The sequence below is a fragment of the Hymenobacter roseosalivarius DSM 11622 genome, from assembly GCF_900176135.1.
GTDB classification, from domain to species: Bacteria; Bacteroidota; Bacteroidia; order Cytophagales; family Hymenobacteraceae; genus Hymenobacter; species Hymenobacter roseosalivarius.
Genome location: NZ_FWWW01000075.1, coordinates 1 through 25,425, shown reverse-complemented (window position 1 = coordinate 25,425; position 25,425 = coordinate 1). Strand labels below are relative to the sequence as shown.

24 protein-coding genes are annotated in these 25,425 nt (G+C 56.1%); 13 read left to right on the top strand and 11 right to left on the bottom strand.

The genetic code is table 11. The features are described from left to right. Positions 1-8: 8 nt before the first annotated feature. Positions 9-596 carry an inorganic diphosphatase gene (locus tag B9A24_RS12750; protein WP_084446406.1) on the top strand — a complete coding sequence of 196 codons (588 nt, stop codon included), beginning with the start codon at positions 9-11 and terminating at the stop codon, positions 594-596. 76 nt (positions 597-672) lie between these two features. Here B9A24_RS12750 and B9A24_RS12745 read toward each other — a convergent pair whose 3' ends face one another. Beyond that, positions 673-1,383 carry a hypothetical protein gene (locus B9A24_RS12745; RefSeq protein ID WP_084446405.1) on the bottom strand — a complete coding sequence of 237 codons (711 nt, stop codon included), beginning with the start codon at positions 1,381-1,383 and terminating at the stop codon, positions 673-675. Positions 1,384-1,695: 312 nt separating this feature from the next. Between B9A24_RS12745 and B9A24_RS12740 the strand changes: the two genes are divergently transcribed. From B9A24_RS12740 to B9A24_RS12730, 3 genes are all read left to right on the top strand, one after another. After that, a complete protein-coding gene (locus tag B9A24_RS12740) occupies positions 1,696-2,103 on the top strand; it encodes a 6-pyruvoyl trahydropterin synthase family protein (protein WP_084446404.1) in 408 nt (135 codons plus the stop codon). Next, positions 2,096-2,773 carry a GTP cyclohydrolase I FolE gene (gene folE / locus B9A24_RS12735; RefSeq protein ID WP_084446403.1) on the top strand — a complete coding sequence of 226 codons (678 nt, stop codon included), beginning with the start codon at positions 2,096-2,098 and terminating at the stop codon, positions 2,771-2,773. The genes B9A24_RS12740 and folE overlap by 8 nt, the downstream gene beginning before the upstream one ends. A gap of 122 nt (positions 2,774-2,895) precedes the next feature. Next, positions 2,896-3,816 (top strand): TIGR01777 family oxidoreductase, encoded by a 921-nt coding sequence (locus B9A24_RS12730; protein ID WP_084446402.1) that lies wholly within the window; start codon positions 2,896-2,898, stop codon positions 3,814-3,816. Between the two features lie 49 nt (positions 3,817-3,865). Here B9A24_RS12730 and B9A24_RS12725 read toward each other — a convergent pair whose 3' ends face one another. From B9A24_RS12725 to B9A24_RS12710, 4 genes are all read right to left on the bottom strand, one after another. Next, a complete protein-coding gene (locus B9A24_RS12725; RefSeq protein ID WP_234997247.1) occupies positions 3,866-6,229 on the bottom strand; it encodes a transglycosylase domain-containing protein in 2,364 nt (787 codons plus the stop codon). 384 nt (positions 6,230-6,613) lie between these two features. After that, on the bottom strand, positions 6,614-8,242 hold the full coding sequence (locus B9A24_RS12720) for a DUF4153 domain-containing protein (RefSeq protein ID WP_084446401.1): 1,629 nt from the start codon (positions 8,240-8,242) through the stop codon (positions 6,614-6,616). 79 nt (positions 8,243-8,321) lie between these two features. Beyond that, positions 8,322-8,618 (bottom strand): winged helix-turn-helix domain-containing protein, encoded by a 297-nt coding sequence (locus tag B9A24_RS12715; protein ID WP_084446400.1) that lies wholly within the window; start codon positions 8,616-8,618, stop codon positions 8,322-8,324. Further along, positions 8,615-9,268, bottom strand: coding sequence for a hypothetical protein (locus B9A24_RS12710; RefSeq protein WP_084446399.1), 654 nt, complete (start codon positions 9,266-9,268; stop codon positions 8,615-8,617). Before B9A24_RS12710 ends, B9A24_RS12715 begins: the two co-directional genes overlap by 4 nt. A 165-nt stretch (positions 9,269-9,433) precedes the next feature. On the opposite strand from B9A24_RS12710, the gene B9A24_RS12705 reads away from it, so the two are divergent. The 3 genes from B9A24_RS12705 to B9A24_RS12695 all read left to right on the top strand — a co-directional run bounded on the left by B9A24_RS12705 (position 9,434) and on the right by B9A24_RS12695 (position 11,999). Continuing rightward, positions 9,434-10,228 carry a class I SAM-dependent methyltransferase gene (locus tag B9A24_RS12705; RefSeq protein ID WP_143434925.1) on the top strand — a complete coding sequence of 265 codons (795 nt, stop codon included), beginning with the start codon at positions 9,434-9,436 and terminating at the stop codon, positions 10,226-10,228. Positions 10,229-10,398: 170 nt separating this feature from the next. Continuing rightward, positions 10,399-11,286, top strand: a complete 888-nt coding sequence (locus tag B9A24_RS12700; RefSeq protein WP_084446397.1) for a UbiA family prenyltransferase — start codon at positions 10,399-10,401, stop codon at positions 11,284-11,286. Positions 11,287-11,378: 92 nt separating this feature from the next. Then, a complete protein-coding gene (locus tag B9A24_RS12695) occupies positions 11,379-11,999 on the top strand; it encodes a hypothetical protein (RefSeq protein WP_084446396.1) in 621 nt (206 codons plus the stop codon). Positions 12,000-12,057: 58 nt separating this feature from the next. Here the strand turns inward: B9A24_RS12695 and B9A24_RS12690 are convergent, their stop codons facing one another. Continuing rightward, positions 12,058-12,723: a DsbA family protein gene (locus tag B9A24_RS12690; RefSeq protein ID WP_084446395.1), complete on the bottom strand. Its 666-nt coding sequence runs from the start codon at positions 12,721-12,723 to the stop codon at positions 12,058-12,060. Positions 12,724-13,192: 469 nt separating this feature from the next. Beyond that, on the bottom strand, positions 13,193-15,436 hold the full coding sequence (rho, locus tag B9A24_RS12685) for a transcription termination factor Rho (protein ID WP_084446394.1): 2,244 nt from the start codon (positions 15,434-15,436) through the stop codon (positions 13,193-13,195). Positions 15,437-15,856: 420 nt separating this feature from the next. On the opposite strand from rho, the gene serS reads away from it, so the two are divergent. Further along, positions 15,857-17,131, top strand: a complete 1,275-nt coding sequence (gene serS / locus B9A24_RS12680) for a serine--tRNA ligase (protein ID WP_084446393.1) — start codon at positions 15,857-15,859, stop codon at positions 17,129-17,131. A 174-nt stretch (positions 17,132-17,305) separates the two neighbouring features. Here serS and B9A24_RS12675 read toward each other — a convergent pair whose 3' ends face one another. The 4 genes from B9A24_RS12675 to B9A24_RS12660 all read right to left on the bottom strand — a co-directional run bounded on the left by B9A24_RS12675 (position 17,306) and on the right by B9A24_RS12660 (position 21,002). Continuing rightward, positions 17,306-17,578 carry a UBP-type zinc finger domain-containing protein gene (locus B9A24_RS12675; RefSeq protein WP_084446392.1) on the bottom strand — a complete coding sequence of 91 codons (273 nt, stop codon included), beginning with the start codon at positions 17,576-17,578 and terminating at the stop codon, positions 17,306-17,308. A gap of 23 nt (positions 17,579-17,601) precedes the next feature. After that, positions 17,602-18,051, bottom strand: a complete 450-nt coding sequence (locus tag B9A24_RS12670; protein ID WP_084446391.1) for an OsmC family protein — start codon at positions 18,049-18,051, stop codon at positions 17,602-17,604. A 105-nt stretch (positions 18,052-18,156) separates the two neighbouring features. Next, entirely contained in the window at positions 18,157-19,221 is a 1,065-nt protein-coding gene (locus tag B9A24_RS12665) for a glycosyltransferase family 9 protein (RefSeq protein WP_084446390.1), read from the bottom strand. A 29-nt stretch (positions 19,222-19,250) separates the two neighbouring features. Then, complete coding sequence (locus B9A24_RS12660; RefSeq protein WP_084446389.1) at positions 19,251-21,002, bottom strand: DNA polymerase/3'-5' exonuclease PolX; 1,752 nt, start codon at positions 21,000-21,002, stop codon at positions 19,251-19,253. Positions 21,003-21,186: 184 nt separating this feature from the next. On the opposite strand from B9A24_RS12660, the gene B9A24_RS12655 reads away from it, so the two are divergent. The 5 genes from B9A24_RS12655 to B9A24_RS12635 all read left to right on the top strand — a co-directional run bounded on the left by B9A24_RS12655 (position 21,187) and on the right by B9A24_RS12635 (position 24,992). Continuing rightward, positions 21,187-21,582 carry a hypothetical protein gene (locus B9A24_RS12655; RefSeq protein WP_084446388.1) on the top strand — a complete coding sequence of 132 codons (396 nt, stop codon included), beginning with the start codon at positions 21,187-21,189 and terminating at the stop codon, positions 21,580-21,582. Between the two features lie 58 nt (positions 21,583-21,640). Next, positions 21,641-22,084 carry a hypothetical protein gene (locus B9A24_RS12650; RefSeq protein WP_084446387.1) on the top strand — a complete coding sequence of 148 codons (444 nt, stop codon included), beginning with the start codon at positions 21,641-21,643 and terminating at the stop codon, positions 22,082-22,084. 128 nt (positions 22,085-22,212) lie between these two features. After that, entirely contained in the window at positions 22,213-22,620 is a 408-nt protein-coding gene (locus B9A24_RS12645; RefSeq protein WP_084446386.1) for an EVE domain-containing protein, read from the top strand. A gap of 208 nt (positions 22,621-22,828) precedes the next feature. Further along, on the top strand, positions 22,829-24,358 hold the full coding sequence (locus B9A24_RS12640) for a hypothetical protein (protein ID WP_143434924.1): 1,530 nt from the start codon (positions 22,829-22,831) through the stop codon (positions 24,356-24,358). Between the two features lie 64 nt (positions 24,359-24,422). Beyond that, positions 24,423-24,992, top strand: coding sequence for a DUF4252 domain-containing protein (locus B9A24_RS12635; RefSeq protein WP_084446384.1), 570 nt, complete (start codon positions 24,423-24,425; stop codon positions 24,990-24,992). The last annotated feature ends 433 nt before the right edge of the window (positions 24,993-25,425 follow it).

Genomic DNA, 25,425 nt, shown 5'->3' with positions numbered 1-25,425 from the left:
AAGTATTGATGCGGGGAGCCAAACGACTTTTAGGCAGCCTTCTGATTGGTCTTAGCGTAGCTGGTTGTCAAACCGACTACACTGAGCTACCGACCTTCTCGGCTGAGCGCAAGCTGCTCCAAGCTGTTATTGAGGTTCCGGCAGGCACCAACCTTGAGCGTCGCTACGACCCGGCTACCCACGAATTTGCCCCCCAGCAGCGGGCGGGCAAAGATCGGGTGCTGGAGTTTTTGCCTTACCCTGGCAACTACGGCTTTGTGCCGGGCACCAATACAGCTACCGGCGGCCCTTTGCCCGTGCTGGTACTTGCTGAAAGCCAGCCGACGGGTACGGTACTCGAAGTGTTGCCCCTTGGCTTATTACTGCTTGATAACGCTGGAGCGTTGGAACGGGTAGTGTTGGCTGTACCGGCCCGGCCGAGCCAGCAGATATTACGAGAAACGAGTACCTGGGCTGCTTTCATCCAACGCTACCCGGCTGCTCACCAGATACTACGGCTGTGGTTTCAGCAGCGGGCCTCACCGGGCACGATACGAATTATGGGGTGGAAAGACGAGCAGGCTGCCGTCGAGCAGGTGCGAAGTGTGATGCGCTAGGCGAAAAGCTATACGCTTCAGAAAAGAAAAAGCCCCCCAGACACCTCTGAGGAGCTTTTCTGCAGCTTATTACAGATTACTCGATTTTGTTCATCCGGTCCTTCACAGCCTCCAGAGCTACGCGCATATTGACAATGTCGGCGCGGGCAGCTTCTTGCTCTTTCAGGTTCATGTCCACCACGTTGTTGTACTGCAGAAGCTCAGCGGCGTTCTTCGCCAACTCCTGCTGAATATCCGTTTTGCGAGCTTTATTTTTCTCGATATCCTTCCGTACCAGGTCAGCCTTAGCTATTACTGCATTATGATTATTTTGAGAAATAATCAGAGACTTTTCAGCCTCAGCTACCTGCACGGCTAAGTCTTCGCGGTAAAGCAGGCGGGCAAAGTCTTTTAGGTACTTTTCCGCGGCGCTCCACTGTACGGGAGTAGCCGCTCTGTCGAGGTAAGCATTGCCCAGGTCAATAGCCCACCAGATGGTAGTACCCGTAGGGGTAGCATCAATCTTGCTAAAAACCCGAACTGGCGTTTTAGAAATTTCGTCGATCGTGACACCCTCCATCGAGTACACGCCTTTGTCGTTCTTCACTTTGCTACCAAACCTCTCATTCAGTCGTTTAGCCCACGAATCCTCTACGCGCTTGCTTTCAAGCTGTAAGGAAATACGTTGTCCTTTGCGGGGGATACCCTTAATAGACATATCCGTTTCATCAACGGGCGACTTCTGGGCGTAGCCGGTTACCGTCAGCATGAAGCTCAGGAGCAGAGTAAGTAGTACACCTTGTTTCATATATGAATGAAAAGGGTTAAAGAAAAAGTTATTATTAGAAAGATTGTGCTGCTATCTCAAATGTCACTACACCAAATCTATACCAGACTACCCTTTATCGAACACCCTTCGAGTTGTTTTTTTTCAAGAACACCCACTTTTATTTATTAAGTTATACCCCATATAGTTTAACTACCACAACCCGCATACAAGCTGATCTACAAAGTGATATCCCTTACTCTGTTAGCCTCTGAAGCCCTGACAAGTGTAGAATAAACAGGTATAACCATAGGCCACTGAACAAAACGCCGCACCTGTGGTTCAGCAAGCACTATGCAAGTCACTGTCTGTCGTAAGGAACATTTTAACGCCGCCCATCGGCTCTTCAATCCTGCCTGGGATGAGGCACGCAATCAGCAGGTGTTTGACAAGTGTAATAACCCTAATTACCACGGCCACAATTACGAGTTGATCGTACGCCTCACGGGCACTGTTGATCCGGAAACGGGCTACGTATATGACCTTAAACGCTTAAGCGACCTGATTAAGCGCGAGATTCTGGATACCTTTGATCATCGTAACCTCAATTTGGATACGGAAGAGTTTCGCCACCTCAACCCTACGGCCGAGAATATCGCCGTGGTAATTTGGCGAAAGCTACGGGCTCATGTGGAGCCGCATTTACTTTTATCGGTCACCTTGTATGAGACCGAACGCAACTTTGTTGAATACCATGGATAACGCCGTGCCCGCAGCAGCTGCAACGGACCGCCCCGTCCCGAATGATGCCCACTTACCAGTTGACCTGCGCACGCCCCTGCGCCCCGATGCCTTTACGTTGAGCGAAGAGGAGAAAATAGCTGGCATTGCTGATCACTTCCGCGAAATTATGATGCTGCTGGGGCTGGATCTGGACGATGACAGCTTGAATGGCACTCCCCGTAGGGTAGCTAAAATGTATGTACAGGAGTGGTTTCGGGGCCTTAATCCCGTTTATCAGCCCGATGTAAAGCTTTTTGATAACCGCTATCAGTATCACCAGATGTTGGTAGAGCGCGACATTACCCTGTTCTCCTGCTGTGAGCACCACTTCGTGCCTATTATTGGGAAAGCCCACGTCGCCTATCTGCCCGGCGAGCATGTGGTTGGTTTGTCAAAGCTCAATCGGGTGGTGCAGTATTATGCCCGGCGCCCGCAGGTGCAGGAGCGTCTGACGCGGCAGATTGCCGAGGAGCTAAAAAATACGCTGCACACCAACGACGTGGCCGTACTGATCGAGGCTGACCATTTGTGCGTAATGAGCCGGGGCGTGAACGATACCAGCAGCGGCACGCTTACAGCCGAGTATGGCGGGGCTTTCGACCGTGACCAAACGCTCCGCACTGAGTTCCTGCGTTTGATTGGGAAGTAAATTCTGGTTGTGAGTTGTCGGCCGCCTATTAGCTTGCATCCCCATTCACCACCTCATCTGCCCAACACCCTTTGCTGACTAAACACGTAAGTGTCAGACTGCAATAGGCAACACTCATTAGTATGTCCCGAAAAGTTCTCATCACCGGCGGTACGGGCCTAATTGGCACGCGTCTCGCTGAACTTCTCATTGATGCGGGCTATGAAGTGGCCCTGCTCAGCCGCCAGACCAGTGCCAGCCACTACCACACTTTTCGCTGGGACCCGCGTCACGATATACTGGACCCCGCCGCCATTCGCTACGCCGATTACATCATTAATCTGGCCGGGTCGAGCGTGTCGGATGGCAAGTGGACGGAGGAACGCAAGCGCGAAATTCTGGAAAGCCGCCTGAATGGCACCAGGCTACTAGCCAAAGAGTTAGCCAAAGGCGAACACCACGTACGAGCGTTTTTGTCGGCGTCGGCTATCGGCATCTACGGGGATAGCGGCGACAAGCTGGTAAACGAAGAAATGCCCCCCAACACCCCTGCCGATGATTTTTTGGCCGACGTATCACGCAAGTGGGAACAGGCAGCCCAGGAAGTAGCAGCGCTGGGTATACGAACCATCATTGCGCGTATCGGCATCGTGCTCAGCACGGAAGGCGGGGCGCTACCCCAAATGGCGCGCCCCGTAAAGCTAATGGCCGGGGCTGCCTTAGGCTCAGGCAAACAGTTTATGTCCTGGATTCACCTCGACGACTTATGTCGCCTACTGATTCAGATGCTCGATGAGCCGCAGTGGCAGGGCACGTACAATGCTGTATCGCCTAATCCTGTTACTAACCAAATCTTCACCGAGACCCTGGCTGATGTCATGCACCGGCCACTGGTACTACCTAAAGTACCCGCCTTTGCCCTGAACCTGATGATGGGAGAAATGAGCGAAATCGTGCTGGCCTCGCAGCGGGTAAGTGCTGAGAAAGTCCTAAACCAAGGCTTTACGTTTGAGTATCCCAACCTAAAGGGCGCCTTGGATTCATTTTACGCAGCAGAGGAATAAAAACCTATCACCTCTTTCCTTTTCACTTCTTCTTCTATACTAATTGGAGCTACAGGCTGTCCGGCACGGCGATAGTGCCTGCGTTCAGCTTTTCCAACAGATTATCAGCCACCAGCGAGTCAATTGGCTCCACGATGCGGCGCGGGGCGGGCGTCAGGCAGTTGTACTTCTTCGTGATTTTGACGGTGGGTTTGGGAAACTGCCCATATTCTACGTCCAGGTTCTTGTCCTTATATAATTTCTCCATATAGGTGCCATATACAGGCAGCGCCATCCGGCTGCCTTCGCCCTGCTGCGAGCGGAAGAAGTGAATACTGCGGTCTTCGCCGCCTACCCACACACCGCTCACTAAGTCCTTGGTCACGCCCATGTACCAGCCGTCGGAGTAGTTGGAGGTGGTGCCGGTTTTGCCCCCTATCTCGTTCCCTTTTTTCCAGAGATCATATTCCCACAATGCCTGGGAGGTGCCGCCGTACTCTTCCATACCGCCTTTCAGCATATAGAGCATTAGCCACGCCGTTTCGGCCGGAATAACGCGCTTTTGTTTGGGATCGAACTGCTTAATGACGTTGCCGTTGCGGTCCTCGAGGCGGGTCACGAGCAGGGGTTCGGTGCGGAAGCCGTTGTTGACGAAGGTGCTGTACGCGTTTACCATTTCGTACACGCTCACATCGCCTCCCGAGCCCAGGCCAATGCTGGGCACATCGAGCAGCTTGCTGCGAATACCAACTTTGTGGGCGTATTTGGCTACGTTCTCCCACCCTACCAGCTCCGTAAGCTGAGCCGTCACGGAGTTGATGGAGCGCGCCATAGCGTGGCGCAAGGTCATGTTGGAGCCGGAATACTCGCGAGTCACGTTGTTGGGCTTCCACTCCATGTTCTTGCCATTCTCTACGTAGCGAATGGTCACACGCTCATCGCGGATACGGTCGCAGGGCGTGTAGCCGTTGTCGAGAGCCGTTAAGTAAACGAAGGGTTTGAAGGTGGAGCCCGGCTGGCGGCGGCCCTGCTTTACGTGGTCGTACTGAAAAAAGCGGTAGTTCAGGCCCCCTACCCAGGCTTTGATGTGGCCCGTGAAAGGGTCCATGGTCATCATGCCCGCGTGCAGGAATTTTTTGTAGTACGCCAGCGAATCGAGCGGCGACATGACGAGCGTCGTGTCGCCGTCGCCTTTCCAGGTAAACACCTTCATGGGGCGCTTCGCGTTCAGGGCTGAATCCAGCCGGGCGGGCTGGCCCTGGTAGCGCTCAGCCAGGCGCTTGTATTGCGCCGTGCGCTTCATCTGGGTTTCAATAAAATCAGGAATCTCCTTGCCCTTATCATCTACCCACGGATTGCCGCCCCGGTTGCGCCAGAAGTTATCGAACTGCCGCTGCAGTACTTTCATGCGTTGCAACACCGACTCCTCGGCGTGGGCCTGCATGCGTGAATCAATCGTAGTATAAATCTTCAGGCCATCACGGTACATATCGTAGCCGTTTTTCTCGCACCACTCATTTACCGTCTGGCTTACCGCGCCGCGGAAGTAAGCTTCAGGCCCGTCGAAGTGCTTATCTACCTGATAGCGCAGAGCCAGGGGGCTTTTTTGCAGGGAATCAACCTCGCTGACTTTCAAGTGGCCGGCTTGCCCCATACGCGCCAGCACCAGATTGCGGCGCTTGAGCGCGGCTTCAGGGTGAAAGCGCGGGTTGTAGGCAGTCGGGTTGTTCAGCACGCCCACGAGCATCGCGGCCTCTTCGGGCTTCAGACTGTCGGGCGAAGTGCTGAAGAATGTTTTGGCCGCCACCTTAATGCCGAAGGCCTGCGAGCCATACTCCACCGTGTTGAAGTACATGCGCAGAATTTCCTCCTTAGTATAGCGGCGTTCCAGCTCCACGGCCGTCAACCACTCCTTGGTTTTGCTGATAAGTGTACTTACCACCGGAATATAACCCAGCGCACCACCGGTTTCGCCGCGGCGGGTTTTGTACAGGTTCTTAGCCAATTGCTGGGTAATGGTGCTGCCGCCACGCTTTTCGCCGCGTACTACGGCCCACACCGCGCCAGCCATGGCTTGCGGATCGATGCCGGCGTGGTCGTAGAAGCGGGCGTCCTCGGTAGCAATCAGGGCTTTGACTAATAAGGGCGAAATCTTACTGAATGGAATGGGCGAGCGGTTTTCGCGGAAATAGGTACCAATCAGTACGCCATCGGAGGTATATAGCTCGGAGGCTTTTTCCACTTTCGGATTCTCCAACTCCTCAAGCCCCGGCGACTTGCCAAAGAGAAACATGAAGTTAGTGCTGACCAGAATAGGATAGAGCAGAAACACGCCCAGCCCTATAATAAAAGCCCCCCACGCCATACGCGACAGGATATTGGGCCAGCGTCGACGCGGCTTTTTTACTGAATTAGGCGATTCGGAAGCGGACATGCTGAACAAAACACGTTGCGGCCGAGGGGCCACTCTTGGTAGTAGGCACCGACGACGGATACGCAAATATACCAACTAGGCGCGGCCCCGTAGCCAGAGTTCCCGATGAAACCGCATTAGGACATGCTCGGGCTCAATTAATATCATGTCGCTCGTCACTTGGTGCGCCTGAAATGCTATTCCTGCCGGGCATCGAGGCGCGCTGGCCACCACCGTACCTGCCGATGCTTGGTGCTGTTCGCGCACAGAGATGCTCCCCCGGCGTGACCAATATTTCCTCTATCCTGCCAAATTCAATCCCTACGACTTCAGCAAAAGCCAGTAACCCGAACTCCCAACTGGCAGGATGCGGTGTGTGCTGGCGCGACCGGGAAGGGCGACGGGCTAAAGCCCGTGCCACACCCAGCGGGGCATCTGCTGGTAAGCCTGCCAGTCGGTGTAGGTGTAGCTGGGCCACTTACGAGCCCCCTGCACAGCCTTGAATCGAGCCAGACGCCGCTCGAGCCGCTGCGCTGCTACATCAGGATTCAGCGTTATCCAGCTGCTGTAGTGCTCGTGCACAAGGTGGCGCTGGGTAAGCACCTCTGGGTGAGCAGCCAGGATGGGCAGCACCCGGTCGGGCATGTCGAGCAGAAAGCCGTAGTCGAGCTCATGCAGCTCGGGGCGCAGGTTGTAGCGCGCAATCCAGATTTCCCAGTTGCCGCAGGCCAGCCCCACCATAAGCACGTAAGCCGCTAGCATATTCAGACGCACCAGCGAGTAAGCCGAGCGGCGCTGCCAGATTTTGAGTAGCACCGTGGCCAGGCCAAAAAAAGTGAGCAGCAGGAAGAAGTACACGCCAATCCGCTTGTAAGCCAGCCCGGTATACAGAATGTAGTAGTAGTTGCGCAGCCCCACCGACACGGCCAGCACCGCGTTTTGCAGCACCCATACCGTCGCCAGCCAGCGCAGCCGCGGCAGTCCCCGCTCGTAGAAATTCAGGTTGCGGCGAAAAAACCACAGCACGATGCCCATCGCCACGAGGATGCTCAGAATGAGCACGTAAGTGCCTTCGTGGACAAACTGAGTAAGATCGAAGCCGGGCGCGGGCGTGAAGCCAAACCAAATCCAGTTGATGTCGATGCCATTGACAATGAGCAGCAACACGTTCACCAAACCCAGCATGCTGAGAGCCACGAGGTATTCCTTGCGCAGGTCGAGGGCGCGGAAGCGTTTGGCGCGGAAGTCGGGGCGGCGCACGGCAAAGGAAGCCACCCGGTCACGCTGACGCACGATGAACTCGCCAAAGCGTGACTCCTGATCCGCAAAGTAATGGACCGGCACAAGCACCAGCGCCGCCCCGGTCAGGGCCAGACCGAACACGAAAAACAGGAAACGCGGTATGGAGAAAATCTCGAAAAAGGCCTCCACCCACTCCCCTATTATATCCAACACCCGACCCGTTATCTCACTATAAACTGGGTTGGCGATGGCAAACAAGATGTGAAACACTAAAAGAGCCACTAAGGGTAGTATCAACAGTCGTCCGTAGAACCAGACCCGTTCCACGCGGCCATCCAGGTTGCGCGGCAGGAGCATCAGCTGCGCCAGCCGTGGCACAGCGCGGCTGGCACTGCTGACGGCCGTGCATAGCGCATAGACTACCAGTTTCAGGTGGGGCTGATTGCGGTAGCCGAGCCACATAGCCGATGAAGCCACCCAGGCTAATAGCGCCACCGCTGAGCCATACCAGGCCACCAGCGCGGCACTGAGCACCGTGCCGGCCAGCGTCAGCTGAAACCCGCCAGAACGCCATTGCGGGGCGCGGCGCGGCAGCCCTGCCAGCCCAACGACCAGCACGAACCCTGTGTAAAGAAGCACGTTCAGAGCCGGCCGCTCTTCCCAGAACAATATGTAGAACCAGATTGCCCCGACTGGTATGGCTACTTTCTGCAAGGTGGTGAGGCTAAGGCGAGGGGCCGCGACCGACGAAGCGCCAGCACGGGCTCCCGGGATATTGGTGAAGATTTCCATAGATAAGCAGGTGAAAAGGGTGAAATCTATAAATCAAAAGAACTTTGTAATTCAAAGGATATAGGCAAAAAAAGAGCGTTTAGCCACGCAGCAATTTTTCCAGAGCGTTCAAATGCTCCTGAAAAGCCTGCTTACCTTCGCTGGAGGGTGTGTAAGTGGTGTTCGGCTTTTTGCCTACAAACTGCTTGCTCACCTGCACGTAGCCCGCTTTTTCGAGGGCGGCTACATGGCTGGCCAGATTGCCGTCGGTCAGGTCGAGGGTTTCTTTCAGCTCGTTGAAGCTCACCGGGTCGCTCTGGCCCAGCAGCACGGCCATCACGCCCAGGCGCACGCGGTGGTCGAAGGCTTTATTGAGCGTGTGAATAGTGTGCTTCACAGGGAGCGGGCAGTCCGTTCGTAGCGGCGGTACATGAGCAGGCCGTAGATGATGTGGCTCAGGCCAAAGCCTAAGGCGAAAGATAGTAGCCCGTAGCCGGGAAATAACACGGCTACCAGCCCCAGCCCAATTTCGGTGAGGCCCAGCCACCGGATTTCCTCCAGCGTGTATTTGCTGGCATTGAGCAAAGCTAGCCCATAAAACAGCAACATACCCGGCACCACCAGTCCGGCCGCGCCTTGCAGGTAAATAGCCAGGCAAAAAAGCCCCCCGGCCGCCAGCGGAATAGCCAGACTCAAGGCCAGGCGCCGCCCCAGCGGGCTCCACAGCTGTACCTTATCATGCCGGGCCCGGCGGCGGGTAAAGTAATACGCCGCGCTCAGCGCCAACAGAATAATGCTCCCCGTGAGCCCCAGCAGAAACGGCAGCGCCCGTAGCCTTTCCCCCTCTGAGCTCTGCATCACGCGCACAAAGTCCTGCGTACTGCCGTATTCGCGCCCCACATACCAATAGCCAACGCCTACGCCCACCAGCGCCACCACGCCCGCCGCAATACCCGACAGGCCACTTAGCGACAAGTAGCGCGACGAGCGTTCCATGATGGCGCGAATCTCAGTAAGCTGGGCGAGCGGATCGACGGCTGAGTTCATAGAATTTAAAAGCACTTTGTTTTGCAAAGCTGATAAAGATTAGGCTGATTCGCAACCATGCACGCTGAAAATTTTTCTTTTTGCCAGTCCGCAGCCGTAGAAACGCGTAGTCGCGTCTCTACGGCTGCGGACTATTCGCAGTAAAACGCCCTAATCCTTTATTCTGTGAAGCTCCGCCTCCACCTTTTCGAGTTTGAAGATCAACCATGGTTCCCCGGCGTTATTCGGGCGGGTATGATGGACTATCTGCGCTTCATGACCAGCCACCTGGGCATTTATCAGCCGCTGGTGCCGGTGCTTCAGGAGGCGCTCCTGAAAACTCAGCAGCTCCATCTGCTCGAACTCGGCGCGGGCGCGGGCGGCGGCACCGACGGCGTAGCGCGGGCGCTGCGCCAGCTGCCTGGCCTAACCAGCCTCCGCGTTACCCTCACCGATTTGTACCCGCAGCCCAGCGCCTGGCAAGGCATTCAGGAAAGCTCCGGGGGGCAAATTGGCTACGAAACAGCGGCGGTGGATGCCACGGCGGTGCCCGCTCATCTCACCGGGTTTCGCACCATCTTCTCCGCTTTTCACCATTTTCGGCCCGCAGCGGCCGAGGCTATTCTGGCTGATGCCGTGCGGCAGGGCGCAGGGATTGGCGTGTTTGAGGGCGCCGGTAAGCACTGGCACGAAATCCTGCTGGCCTGGACGGTTTTGCCCATTATGCAGATGTTGGCCACGTCATTTATGGCGCCATTTCGCCTGAGTCGCCTGTTTTTCACTTTCATCATTCCCCTGATTCCGCTTTGCACCATCTGGGACGGGACGGTATCTATCCTACGCATGTACCCAACGGCTCAGCTGCTTGACTTGGCACGTAAAGCCGATCTGGGGGGCAAATTTGAGTGGCGGGCGGGCAAGGTGAAGCATTGGTCCGGCTCGCAGGTTACGTACTTAGTGGGCTGGCCGAAGGAAGTGTAAATTCATTTGATTGAGGTGGTACTACGCCTCTTTCTGTCGTAGTACCACTATCGTTGCGGATGCCTGCTTACGCGAAAGTCGTACAACTCTAGTGGTAGTACGACTTTGAAGTTGTGCTACCACTCCGGCCGGCTACCGTACCTTGCGCGCTTACCGTTTTTCGCCTCTTTATGCTTCTCGCCTACCGCCGCGCCGCGCCGTTGCTGCGCATTCCCTTTTCGGTGTACCTGATGCCGGTATTCTGGTTTGGGTTGAGCGCCTTGCGGCAGCCGTTTAGTCCGTGGAGGGCGGTGGGCGTGTTCATAGTACTCCATGTGCTGGCCTACCCGGCCTCCAACGGCTACAACTCCTACTACGACCGCGACGAGGGCAGCATCGGCGGCCTCAAAAAGCCCCCCAAAGTATCTCAGGAACTGCTGCATCTGGTGTGGCTGTTCGATGCGCTGGCTGTGGGAGGAGCCTGGCTCCTCAGCCCGCTGTTTGCGGGTTTGGTGGCCGTGTATCTGCTCATCTCCAAAGCCTACAGCTACGAGGGCATCCGGCTGAAGAAATACCCGCTACTGAGTACGCTAGTGGTGGTGGTGTTTCAGGGCGCGTTTACGTTTTTGATGACTCAGGTAGGCGCGGGGGGCATTTCTAGGGAGATTCTGGCTCCCGACAACCTGCTGCTCGCGCTGGTGAGCACCCTGTTTTTGTGCGGCTCCTACCCGCTGACGCAGGTGTATCAGCACCAGGAAGACCGGCAGCGCGGCGACCAAACCCTGAGCCTGGTGCTGGGCATCCGGGGTACGTTTGTGTTTGCGGCGGTGGGGCTGTTGTTTGGGGCGGCGCTGCTGGGTTTTACGTATTGGTGGCGCGCCGAGCTCCGCAACCTGATTATTTTCCTGATAGCTACCGGGCCGATAGTGGCCTTATTCAGCCGCTGGGCTTTTCTGGTCTGGTCCGATGCCTCGGCGGCCAACTTCGAGCGCACCATGCGCATGAATCAGGTGTCGTCGCTGTGTTTGAGTGCGGCTTTCGGGCTGATGCTGGTGCTAAGACATTGGGTAACTCAGTAGTGACGGACGCAGAAATTTGTCCTAAAAAAGCCCCCCAGAACAGTAATACAAGTGGTTACGTATGGGAAACAGCCTCCAAGTTGTCTTACTATATGCGTCACGCCCTCTGTTCGGTTTTACTGCTATTTGTGCTCGGATCTTGCTCCAGGCCCGATTCAACGCGTATTGAGTCGTCGGATACGGCCATTGTTGCCGCCCCGGCCGAGCCTCTGGACACGACTCGCGCGCCCGCCGTCAATGCCCAATCGGACACGCTCAAAACGGTGCAGCGGCAGCGGCGATTTTCCTCCCCCTCTGCTGAGGATGAATTTAAGCTGGTGCTGCGCGGCCCTTGTCTGCTGGCGGGCGAAGCAACGTTTACCATTACCAATTCCGGCGGCGAAACAATTTTTCGTGAAGTGCTTTCTGCCGCCGATCTGGAGGCGTCTATGGTATATGAAATGAAAGGCAACACCGCCACGCAGGCCGAGCGCGAACCTTTTGTGCGCCGCCGCATGGACGATTTTTTTGCGGATAAAAACTTCCGCACGCCTGCCGTTACGGCCAAAGACACCTACCAGGCTGATACCATCGACCGCACGACCTGGGACGACCTGCTGCGCCGCCCCGATTCCATTGGCTTTCAGTATTTGGTTGGCAAAGAAGATGGCCGCCGCATAGCCTGGTCGCCACTGAAACAGCAGGTGGTGCGAATTGGCAGCGTCGGCGGCTGACACCAAGCTTAAAGCAACGAGGTGCTTACTGAACGCGCAGCTAAATTGAATCTTGCTATTACTGCTCTTCCGTAGCCTGCTGTAAGGCCTGTCGTACGGCTTTGCTGAACGCCTCATACGACTGAAAACCCCGCGCTAGCACATAGCCCTGCTGGCCTGCGCGCAATATTGTCGTCGGAAATCCCTGGACTCCAATGCGCTCTACGGCCGCAAATTCCTGGCGGGTAGCGGTAGCCGTTTCGGGCAAGGTCAAGCGACGCTGAAACTCGGCCGCATCAATCTGGTAAGGCGCGACAAGCGCAGAGTAGATAGCCGGATCAGTCAAATCCTGGCCGTGGAAATAATGCGCCTGCTGGATGTCGTGGGCGAAATCGATGACGCGGCTGGGGTCGGTATTCAGCTGCCGAAAAACGGTAAGGGCGCGGCAGGGCGGCTCGGAGTTCTGAATAACGCTGCCTTCCTCTCCCAGCCGAAGATACGCCTCACCAAAACGCACTCCAGCCGCCCGCTCCACATCCTGCAGGGCATTCTTGATGTAATTCCACTTGGCGCGCAAGGGAGCCACTCGCTCGCCAGTCACCATACCGCCGCTGAGCACCGATACCTGAATCTGGCCCGCTAGTTCGGTGCGCACGCGCTGGATTATGGGCGTCATGCCATAGCACCAGCCACAGAGCGGATCAAAGATGTATAACAGTTCGGGGAGGTCAGGCGTGTTTTCCATTGTACAAAGTACCGCCTTCGGCGGGCGCGAGGCAAGTACCTATATATTTACCCAGTTCTACCTTTGAAACCAATCGACAAGATGACTGATTTGCAGAACCGTGCTTTCAAAAACTCATTTGTTATATCATTTTTATACGTTGGACTAGGGACAGCAAGTGTTCTATGCCTGTACCCTCCACTATATGGTGATTGGGTAATGCTAGGCCTTTTAGTAACACTATCTGTCAGCTTCATTGGTTTTGGAATCGCCTATATGGGGCCTGATAGTTATGCTGTAATTTTGTTAGCGCAGTCAGTGGTATTCGGTGTGTTTTGGTTCATGATATATCGAATCATGTTAGCAAGGTATTCAAGAAGCTAATTTGGTTCTTAGACTTGACTTCTTACTTAATGGCACAATCAGTCCGTATGCACAAAAAAGCCCCCCGGATATTTCCGGGGGGCTTTTTTATTATTTAAGCAATATACTAGCCGTTCATAGACATCAAGAACTCGTTGTTGTTCTTGGTGTCTTTGATGCGGTCCTTCAGGAACTCCATAGCTTCTACGGCCGTCATGTCGGACATGAACTTGCGCAGCACCCAAATGCGGCTCAGCTCTTCTTTGCCCATGAGCAAATCTTCGCGGCGCGTGCCGGAAGCCGGCACGTCGATAGCCGGGAAGATGCGCTTGTTGGCCAGCTTGCGGTCCAACTGCAATTCCATATTGCCGGTTCCTTTAAATTCCTCGAAGATAACCTCGTCCATCTTGGAGCCGGTTTCAATCAGGGCCGTGGCGATAATGGTCAGAGAGCCGCCATTCTCCACATTGCGGGCCGCCCCGAAGAAGCGCTTGGGCTTGTGCAATGCATTGGCATCCACACCACCCGACAGGATTTTGCCCGAAGCCGGCTGCACCGTGTTGTACGCACGGGCCAGACGTGTAATGGAATCGAGCAGAATCACCACATCGTGGCCGCACTCTACGAGGCGCTTGGCTTTGTCCAAAGCAATGCTGGCAATTTTGACGTGGCGGTCGGCCGTTTCGTCGAAGGTGGAGCTGAGCACCTCGGCTTTCACCGAGCGGGCCATGTCGGTCACCTCTTCCGGCCGCTCGTCGATAAGCAGAATGATGAGATAAACTTCGGGGTGGTTTTCAGAAATAGCGTTAGCGATTTCCTGCAACAGAACCGTCTTACCGGTTTTAGGCTGGGCCACGATCAGACCGCGCTGGCCTTTGCCAATTGGGGCAAATAAGTCCAGGATTCGGGTGCTGAGCAGGCTGGACTTTGTGGTCAGTTTCAGGCGCTCCTCAGCAAACAGCGGCGTAAGGTTACTAAACGGAATCCGGTCGCGGGCCTCTTCTACCGTGCGGCCGTTGATACCATCTACGCCTACCAGCGCGAAGTATTTTTCACCTTCGCGGGGCGGCCGGATCTTGCACTTTACCGTGTCGCCAGCTTTCAAGCCAAACTGCTTTACCTGCTGAGGCGCCACATAAATATCATCGGGCGAGGCGAGGTAGTTATAGAAAGGTGAGCGCAGGAAGCCGTAGCCACCATCGGGCATAAGCTCCAACGTGCCTTCACCATCCACTACAATATCAAAGTCATTGCGCGGGCGCTGCTGCTGACCGGCCGGCTGCTGGCCATCAGCGGGGCGCGGGGCACGCTGCTGGTCGCGGGCCGCAAAGCGGTCATCACGGCGCTGCTGGTCGCGGCCTTCCCGTGGCTCACGCAACTCACGCGGCTCCCGGTTTTCTCTTGGTTCGCGGGGCTCACGCAACTCGCGGGGCTCCCGGTTTTCCCGAGGCTCGCGTAGTTCCCGGTTATCACGGGGCGCATCACGCAATGGGCGCGGCTCCCGATTCTCACGATTATTGTCGCGCGGCTCGCGTAAATCCCGAGGCTCGCGGTTCTCGCGCGGAGAGTCATTACGGTATTCCCGCTCGCGGGGAGCATCCGTACGTGGTTCACGCTGTTCGCGGGGCTCACGGCCGTCGCGGTATTCCCGCTCGCGGGGAGCAGTTGGATGATCGGTGCGCGGCTCACGGGCGATCACGCCGGGCGCAAAAGAAATAGGGGCAGCGGCTGCGTCGGAGTGAGTATCGGCAGCAGCCTCAATAGCACCTTCCGGGGTCAGAGAAGCCGGCATGTCGCCACCCGATGTGTCAATGTCATTCGAAGTAGCAGGCGTTACTTCTTCGATGCGATTACGCTCAACGCCGTTGCGCAGGCGGCGCTCAGGCCGCTGATACAGCTTCACGGGTCGGGCGGCACCAGCTTCGGTTGCCGGCTCAGCGTCGGCAGACACAGTTGCTTCGGTGGGGGCCTCTACGACAGCCGGTGCTTCAGCCAGCGCTAATTCGGGCACTACAGCCACAGCGGGCGCTGCTGCCACGGCAGCATCAACGGCTGCATCGGGTGTGGGAACAGCGCTTCGGGTAGCACGGGCACGAGTTGGAGCCGGACGTGCGGCAGGAGTCGTAGAGGCGGCGACTGGCACGGCATCGGCTACGGCCACATCCGAGAAGGGTTGGTCAGCCCCATTTTTAGCGTGGGCGGGCTTTATTTTCTGGGGAAGCTGATCGGCAGGTAGTATGGCCTGCTGATCGAGAATCTTATAAATCAGATCCTGCTTGCTGAGCTTTTTGAAGTTACCAACCTGCAGCTTTTCCGCTATTTCTTTTAGCTCGGAAAGCAAACGGTCCTTCAATTCTTCAATATTGTACATAAACTAACTAGGAGGAAAACGGGCAGAAGGGGGGTGGAGATACCAGACAAGACAGGATAGGGAGCAGCACAGGCCAACCGGGGCATAAAGGGCAACCGCGGCGCGGCGCGAAGCACAGAAGACGTAGGGAAAATGGGGTACTCGGGGAGGCGCTGGAAATAAAAGCGGGCCGTACGCGAGCAAAAAATACTGCGGACCCGGCATCAGCCGCCGGCTTGTTGCCGCAATGTTAGACTAATACGGGTAAACCGCCAAATCAGATACGCTTTTTTTCGGGCTATTCGCCACAATAGTAAGGACATTCGCGGTGCGGTAATGGTTCGTGCCCGCTCATTTGGCTACGCAGTGCATTTCGTTCAGGATGGATATTTACCCGTGCTTCGAATATAAAAGCTTCCGCTACTTCCCTATTTTTGCCGTATGCTGCAAGTTTCCGTTTTAAAAGAACACCCTGACCTCGTGCTGGCCGGCCTGGCCAAAAAGCACTATCCCACCGCTGAAGCCGACGTTACGGCCATTCTCAACCTCGACCAGCGCCGCCGCCAGCTGCAAACCACCCACGACTCGGCTCAGGCTGAAGCGAATGAGCTGGCTCGCCAGATTGGGGGCCTGATGAAGAGCGGCGACAAAGCCAGTGCCGAGGACCTGAAAGCCCGCACCGCAACCCTCAAAGCTGACATAAAAACTTACGCCGATGAGCTAAGCCAGGTAGAAACTGCTTTGCAGCAGCTGTTGCTCAAGCTGCCTAACCTGCCCCATAGCAGCGTACCCGTGGGCCGTACTCCGCAGGATAATGAAGTAGTATCGGAGCATGGCATCAAGCCGGATTTGCCCCCCACGGCCCTCCCCCACTGGGATTTGATCAAGAAGTATGACATTGTTGACTTTGAGCTGGGCAACAAAATAAGTGGGGCGGGTTTTCCCGTATATAAAGGTCAGGGAGCCCGTTTACAGCGCGCGCTCATCAACTTTTTCCTGGATGAAGCGCGGGAGGCCGGCTACGTTGAGGTGCAGCCGCCTATTCTGGTAAATGAAGCCTCGGGCTACGGCACGGGCCAGCTGCCCGACAAAGACGGTCAGATGTACCACGACGCCCAGGATAATCTCTACCTGATTCCGACGGCCGAGGTACCCATTACCAATCTCTACCGCGATGAGATTATTGCCATCGATAAGCTGCCCATTCGCAATGCGGGTTACACGCCCTGCTTCCGGCGCGAGGCCGGCTCCTGGGGTGCCGACGTGCGGGGTCTCAACCGTCTGCACCAGTTCGACAAAGTAGAAATTGTGCAAATCGCCTTGCCTGAGCAGAGCTATGGTATTCTGGAAGAGATGCGGGCGCATATTGAGGGCTTACTGCAAAAGCTGGAGCTGCCCTACCGCGTGCTGCGCCTCTGCGGCGGCGATATGAGCTTCACGTCGGCCCTTACCTACGACCTGGAGGTGTGGAGTGCGGCCCAAGGCCGGTGGCTGGAGGTAAGCTCGGCCAGCAACTTCGAAACGTACCAGGCCAACCGCCTCAAGCTGCGCTACCGGGCCGAGGGCAGCAAAACCCAGCTTCTGCACACCCTTAATGGTTCGGCGCTGGCGTTGCCCCGTATCGTAGCCGCTTTGCTGGAAAATAATCAGGCGGAGGACGGCATTCACTTACCCAAAGCGCTACACAGCTACTGTGGGTTCGATAAGATCGTCTGAACCACGGGTTACGCGGATTTTTCGAATGTCACGGATTTTGCGGATGGTTCCTTAACTTAAAAAAAGCTCCCCAGAACTATTTCTGGGGGGCTTTTTTGGCAAATAACTTTAACAGAAAACCTGGAGAAGTCAGTACAAGGCCAGCTACAAAATCCACGTAATCCGTGGTTCAGACTAATACTCAGCAAACGCACTATCCACGTAGCACCAGGCCCACCGTTCGCCGGGTTCAGCGGAGGTTATGACGGGATGATTGGTAGCGTGAAAGTGGCGGGTAGCGTGCTTATTTTTGGAGTTGTCGCAGCAGCCCACATGGCCGCAAGTCTGACACACGCGCAGGTGCACCCACTCGTCGCCCAAGGCTACGCATTCGGGGCACACATACTGCTCATCCTCGATAATGGCAGTTACGCTACTGAGGTGAACGCAAGGCGATTTAGCTTCCACAAAAAGCGGCTTTAGACGAAGAATCAGTTGCTCTCAGGCACAAGATGGGTTTTGATGTGTAAGCCACTCATCAGGGTTTTCTGTACGGGGCATTTCTGCGAAATCACCTCCAGGCGTTGGCGCTGCTCCGCCGTGAGCGGCCCTACCAGCCGCAGTTCCTTCTCCACTTCCTCCAACATCCGGCCTTCCTGTTCGCACTGCTCACAGTCGGTGCGATGTACGCGCTGGTGGCGTAAGCGCACTTCAATTGCTTCCAGAGGCCATTTTTTCTGGTCGGCATAGAGGCGGAGGGTAATGGCGGTGCAAGCTCCCAGAGCCGAAAGCAGCATATCATACGGCGTAGGGCCCCTGTCCTGGCCACCTACCTCTTCGGGCTCATCCAGCACATATGTGTGGCGACCAGCCTGCACGTCGGCCAGCAGGGCGTCAGCACCCACTTTCACGAGCACTGATTTCGCGGAATTTTCAGCCATAATGAACGGAATAAGAGTGATAGCAAGGATAAAAGATACCGTTTTTATCCGTTTATTACGCCTATTTCTGCCTTAGAGGCTCACTCAACTCAGGCTCATCAAGGTTTAACGCCCATCACGCGTGGGGGGCAAATCCAGATCAAATTGAATTTCGCGCATACACTTGAAGTGTCCCAGGGGGCATTTTTCGTAGCCAATCTTGGAACAGGGCCGACACGAAAGCCCCGGCCTTTCCAGAATGCGGAATTCGGTGCGGTAAGGATACATCCCAAACTCGGGCACCGTATTACCCCACACGCTGAAAATATCTTTTTTGAAGGCCGCGGCAATATGCATCAGGCCCGTGTCGTGGCTCACGACTAGCTGCGCCTGCTGCACCAATGAAGCTGATTGGTTGAGCGAATACTGCCCGCAGGCGTTGTAAATAACGGTTTGGGGCGCATAAGCGGTGCTGGCCTCCGACGGGAAATAATAGGGGCTGTCGGGCACTTTGCGCGCGGGTGGCGGCGAGGCAGCGGCTTGCTTAGCAAAGGCCAGCTCCACTACGTGACCAGTTGTTTCGTCCTCTGGGCCGCCGAGCAGCACCACCGGACGGCGCAACAGCCCGCACAGCTCAATAATGCGTTCGACGGGCAGACGCTTGGTGGCATGCTGCGCCCCTATAGCAAAGGCAACGTACCCACGCTGAAAGTCGGCAGGTAGCGTATCGAGGCTCACTTCATCCCTGGCAGGAATGAAATAATCCAGCCCCTGCCCATCATTACGCACACCCAGAGGCGAGGCGGCGGCCAGGTAGCGGTCCACGATATGCTGGTGCGGCAGGGTATTTATCTTCAGGTTCACCAGCAGCCACTTCCGCACATTCAGCTTGTCGAGGCTCGACGAGGGTACTCCTAAGCGCAGCTTTAGCAGGTGAGTGCGCAGGTTATTATGCAGGTCGATGATGTAGTCGAAACGCTCGGCCTTTAGCTCGTTTACCAGCTCCGTGAGCGAACCGGTGAGATAATGCACCTTCTCCACGTACGGATTTGGCTCGATGATACCGCGGTAAGCCGGCTTGGTACAAAAATGCACCTGCGCACCCGCCACCTGTTGCTTCAACGCCCGCACCACGGGCGTTGTCAGCACGATGTCGCCGATGGAGGAAAAGCGCAGAACAAGAATCTTCATAAGCTATTTAACGGCAGCCCGAGCCCCCATTAAAACAAAGTCGTTTTAAACTCCTCAGCCGGCTTAATCTTAGCTTTCCGTTGGGCAAAGTACGCGGCTACCTCCTCACGCGACATTGCATTGAACGTCATTTCCTTCGTTAGACCGCCTTTACGCCCCATAAATACACCGTAGCGCATATCGGCGTAGCCGGTGGTATGATGCGCATCGGGGTTGATGCTCAGCTTCACACCTTGATCGAGGGCGTAGCGCACCCAGCGCCAATCCAGGTCCAGCCGCCACGGGTTAGCGTTTATCTCAATGACAACCTCATGTTGAGCACAGGCGTCAATGACGGCTTTGTAGTCAATCGGGTAGCCCTCCCGGCGCAGTAACAGGCGCCCGGTAGGATGCCCGAGCATTGTGCAATACGGGTTTTCAATGGCCCGCAGCAGACGCGTGGTGGCGCGGGCTTCGTCCATTTTGAGGTTGCTGTGTACCGAGGCCACCACAAAGTCAAACGACGCCAGCACGGTGGGCTGATAATCTAAAGCACCGTCGCCGAGAATGTCGCTTTCAATGCCTTTGAAAATGCGGAAGGGCGCCAGCTCTTTGTTCAGCTCATCTATCTCGTGCTGCTGCTGGTGCACCCGCTCGGGGCTGAGGCCATTGGCATAGTGCGCGGCCTGCGAGTGGTCGCAGATGCCCAGGTACTCGTAGCCTTCATCCCGCAGAAACTCCGCCATTTGGCGCAGCGTGTGCGCCCCATCGGAGTAGTTGCTGTGGTTGTGCACGCTGCCGCGCAGGTCAGCATCTTCCAGCAGCTTAGGCAGCTTATGCTCTTTGGCTAGCGCTAGTTCGCCGAGTCCTTCGCGGAGTTCGGGCTCCACGTATTGGAGGCCGGCTTTTTCGTAGATGGCCGTTTCCTGGTAGAAACGCTCCTTTTTCAGCAGCTGCCGCAGCGTGGCCGGTTGGCCATGCGCGGCCTGGGGGACAAATATTTCGGATAGATGGGCCTCGGCACCCGTCAGCAAAAAGAGCTGATTCGTGAAATCGTCCTTAGCTACCAGCAGCACTTCCACTTTTACGCCCGAAGTCGTAGCCGTGCCGCGCCACGCAAACGGCCCCGAGCGCAAAGGGTCGGCCGTCAGACCATCCAAAGAATTCAGCAGCTTATGCGCTTTCTCCGGCTGGGCGGTGGCCGCTACCAGCACCACATTTTCCACCACTTCCAGGCGGCGGCGCACTTCCCCTGCCACGGCCACCGACTCCGTAAACAACGCCTCCTGCAAGCGCACAACCAGATCTTTGGCCAGTTCTTCGGCTTGCGGATACAGCAGCTTGCCCCGGCTTTGGTCACTGAATTCGAGGGCTTGCAGAATGGCATCCTGAGTCTTTTTGCCAAACCCTTTAAGCTTACTCACCTCGTCGCGCTCGGCGGCGGCGCGTAGCGCGTCGGAGCTTTCTACGCCCAGCTCGCGCCACAGCATACGAATCTTTTTGGGGCCGATGCCTTTGATGTTCAGCATCTCGACCACACCGGGCGGCGTGATGCTGAGCAGGCGCGTCAGCTCCTCAAAGGTACCGGTGTCCAGCATTTCGGCCACACGGGCGGCGGCTGTTTTGCTCAGACCCGTGCGGTCGGGCAGGCCGGTGCGCTCTACCTCGGCCACCGGAAACTCCAGGCGCTCCAAGGCAGCAGCGGTACCTTCATAGGCCCGAATTTTAAATGGATTTTCGTCGTGCAGTTCCAGCAGCGAGGCCGCGAGGCGGAAGGCGCGAATCAGGGCGCGATTGTCCAAAACAGAAGCAGAATTTGCCCCCCAGCGGGGGATGGAGAAGGAAGGTAAAGGTACAGGGTTGGGAAATAGTATGTTTTAAATAATATGCGTGAATAAGGGTGAATAGCGTTTTCGGGTACAACTATTGATTGTAAACTGGAAGCCAATAATTTGCCCGCCTATTTCTCACTTTTACGCTGTTGTCATGCGCCTGTTTTCTCTGCTTTGCTGCCTGAGCGTGTTGCTGCTGGCCGTAACGTGCAAACCCGACCCGCGCAAGTCGCCGCAGCTGCTTTTGCTTGAAGGTACCTGGCTGCACGCCCACGAGGAGGATATAGAAAATATAGAAGTATACCGGCCCAATACGTATTCGTTTGGCCCTTCACGCGGCCGTACGGGGTTCAACTTCGAGCATAATGGCCTCTTTACGCGGTACGACATTGCCCCCACTGATGGCCTTGAAGGACGTAAAGGCCAGTGGAAAGCAGAAAGCGAGAACGTACTCCACATTACGTTTGACAGTAAAGACGAGCCAGGCTACCGGCTCGAAATTGTATCGTTGGAAAAGGATTTATTAAAAGTTCGACACTTGCCGCAATAGCCCTGCAACCTTTCATTCAGCTTACGACTCCTGCTTCTGTTCTGTTTTATATTCAACTATGCGCATTTTTACCCTTACGCTCCTGACCGTCCTCGTGGCTATGGTATTGGGAGCTTGTACCGAAAACGTGGGTGACCTGATGACGCTAAACCCGGAGGGACCGACGGGGCCGCTCTACGGTCGCTCCTGGTACAACTCGCACGAAGCCCACCCCGGCGACACGGTTATCTATCGGCCCCAGGGCTATATAATGCCCCCCGGTGTGCCCCGCTACGGTCCTGTTTACTTGGATGGGCTGCGCTTTGATAAGGATGGGCAGTTTACATTCTACACTTTCGGCCCCGCCGATGCCCCGGAGGCCCATGTTGGTCGCTGGGCATCGATGCAGGAAAACCAGGATATCCTGACGATGACGCTCGACAACGCGGAGCTGCGCCCACCGTTTCGATTGCGCGTGCTGCGCGTCGAGAACGATAAGCTGGTTGTATTGCGCCTGCGATAAGTACTCTCTCACGACTGTTGGGAGGCAGCAAAGCCCGGCAAAAGCGATTCTAAAGAAATTTAGGGCTTCTTTTGCCGGGCTTTGTTGTGCGTTGTTTTTCCTTACTCTCCAGCTGTCTTATTTTTGAAGTGAATTACTGGCTTGTTAAATCCGAACCTGCGGCTTATTCCTGGACTGACTTTGTGCGCGACGGGCACACCGACTGGACTGGCGTCCGCAACTTCCAGGCCCGCAACTACCTGCAGCAGATGCAGCCCGGCGACCTGGTTCTTTTCTATCACAGCGTAACCGACAAAACTGTGGTGGGCATGGCCGAGGTAGCTGCCCCCGCCGCCCCCGATGCCACCGCGCCGCCCGAAAGTGGTTGGGTGGCCGTAGCGCTGCGCCCGCACCAACCCTTACCCCGTCCTGTGTCGCTGGCTGCCATAAAGCTCGACGCACGCCTGAGCCAGATTGGCTTATTGCGCCAGTCGCGCCTGTCGGTGATGCCGCTGCGCAGTGAGGAGTTTGATGTGGTGCTGGAGCTGGGAAGCTAACTATTTCTGCGTTGAAAAGCCTGTCTATTATCCGTAAGGCAGGCTTTTTAGCTTATGCGCGGGTTGGGGGGCTTTTTTCGGCGTTGGCTTGCTTACTGGCCGCGTAACCATTCGCAAAAAGCCCCCCACAACCTTCCGCGCCGCGTGACTTTATGCCGTCTCCGTCGTATCTTACTAAGCGTCACAGCGAATAGGGCGCATGGTAGCTATGAAAAATAGAATAGTCGGATGGCTGGGAATTATGACTCTGGTGGTAGCAGGGCGGCCGTTGTTAGCCCAGGCACCCGAGCTTTCCATTGCTCCTAGCCAGCCCGCTCGCCTGGAGCTGCCCTTCACCCAATACGATACAGATGTGCAAGTGCTGGCCATCCCCGAAGACAGCAGCGTGGTACTGTTGGTGGAGAAAGATGTTTTCATTGGCTCACGCACTAGCTATACTTTCCAAAAATTCGACCACCAGCTTAAGGATCTTGGCTCGCGCAACCTGGAGATTCCGATTGAGTACGAATTCAAGCTGATGAGCGCTGAGGCGACGGCGGTGTATGCGCTATTTCAGTCGCGCTACGCCCCGGAGCGCTTGCTGGTAGCGGGCCTCGATGGTCGAACGGGCGACGTAACCTTGGTTAAATTTGATACTGAGGTAACCCGCGACGTGCTCGACCAGAAAGTATTAGCGGGCAATCTGTTTGTAACAGTGCTCCTGGATCAGCACATGACGATAGTCAGGCTGGACATGAAGGCCGGCAAGCACCAGCTGCTACCGTCGGTGTACGAGCCGCTGACCACCGAACTCACCTTTCTCACCGACTCCGCTACCAAGCGCGCCGAGATAATTATGCGGCAGTCGAATGGGGTAAAATCGCGCTTGCAGCTAAAGCAGCTGTCGGCCGATGGCCAGTTACTCAACTCCGAGTTTGTCCAAACAGAGAGCGAGCGCAGCCTGATAACCGCCCAGGTCAGTCTCGGCGACAGCTCGGACCGTATGCTAGCCGGCACGTACACCCTACGCGACCCGCGCTACTCTCAGGGCCTTTTTTCGGCTGATCTCACGGCAGGCACCACTCCAACCGGCGTGCGGCAGTCCCTACGCTTCTACGATTTCACGCGTCTGAAGCACTTTTTTGATTACCTGAAGCCGGCCCGTGCGGCCCGGATTCAGCAGCGCAGTCAGGAGCGCCGGGCCGCCAACCGTGAGCTACCCCTGCGCTACCGCCTGCTCGTGCACGACCTGCTGCCTTTCCAAAACGGCTACGTACTGGTAGCGGAGGTGTACTACCCGCGCTACCGCAGCGACAGCTACGGCCCCGGCATGGTAGGCACCCGGTACCGGCAGTTCGACGGCTATCATACGACCCACGCCATTGTGTGCGGCTTCGACCGGCGCGGCAACCTACTCTGGGACAATACCTTCGTTTTGAAAGATGCCGAATCGTATGAGCTGGAAGAAACAGTGCGGCTACGACCCATGCCCGATGGCCAGCGCCTCGTAATGACGTATTTGGAAGAGGAAAATATCCATTATAAAATCATCGACCGCACCTTGCCCTCACCCAATGACTTGGTAATGCCTTTGCAGCCGATTAACCCGGAGAGTAAGGAGAAGCTAGGCAGCACCAACTACGAGGGCATGCTGGCGTGGTACGGCAGCCGATTTTTGACCTTTGGCTACCAACACGTACGCACTCCCCGAGGCGCGGGGCGCGACGTGTTTTTTCTGAATACTGTTTCCTTCGATTAATACCACAGGGCGAACGGGCCGCTGCCAAGCTACGTATGCGGAGCCAAATCTCCTTTGCTCCCTTATGTATACCAAACTACGTCTGCTTTCGCTCGTTGCCGTACTGGGCCTCGCCCTCACTGTAAGCTGCCGCACAAGCGGCCCCGAAACGCCTGCCCGCACGGTAGCTGAGTTTTTTCGCAAATACGAGAACCGTTCCGGCTTCAAGGCTACCACCCTGTCGGCGGGCTTCACCACTCGGTTGCTGCTGGCGCGCCTGGGCAAGCTGGGGGGCAATAATGAGCTGGCGCAGGCCCTGACTTCGGTGCGCGAAATCCGCATGCTTACCTTCACACCCACCACCGATCGGGCCCAGCGCCTGGTAGCGGCTGGTCTTAATAAGGAAGTAGACGGCCTGCTGGCCAGTGAGCGGTACACTTCCATCCCCGTATCCGCCGATTCGGCCAGCACAACCATCACGCGCTACGCCATTCGCCAGCAAGGCGACCGGGTACCAGAATTGGTTGCTACCGGCAACGTAGAAGCCGTTCCCGAATCCTTCGCTCTGATAGCCGTATCCGGCAATTTCACGCGCTCCCAGGTTGACGAGCTTATAAAGTTTCTGCCCGGCGCCCTTGGCGAGCTGACTCAGTAGAAAGCGTATCTCCTTCTTTCCAAAACAGGCTCCTCACTAGGTGGGGGGCTTTTTTTGTGGCCCTTACTTCGCGTGTCGCATCATGGTAGCTGTACAAACGGTGTAGAGACGCGTAGTCGCGTCTCCTCGCTCGCGCCGCCCGAACAAAACCGTTCAACGAGGAGACGCGACTACGCGTCTCTACACCGTTTGTAAAACGCAACAGCTATTCTACTTAAAGCAGGTCAACTTGCAAACTCAGCTCACTACGATACATACTTCAGCAGCGCTCCGGAGATTCTTAAGCCTTTTACACACTTGAATTAAAGGCCAGAATGTTGCGTAGTCGGCGTTACAAGCAGCAAACAGCCTATTCCTGACAGGCCAATTCCAAGCTACTTGGCCAAAGCCGAATGGCCTTAGGAGAACACAAAAAAGCCCCCCGGAATATTCC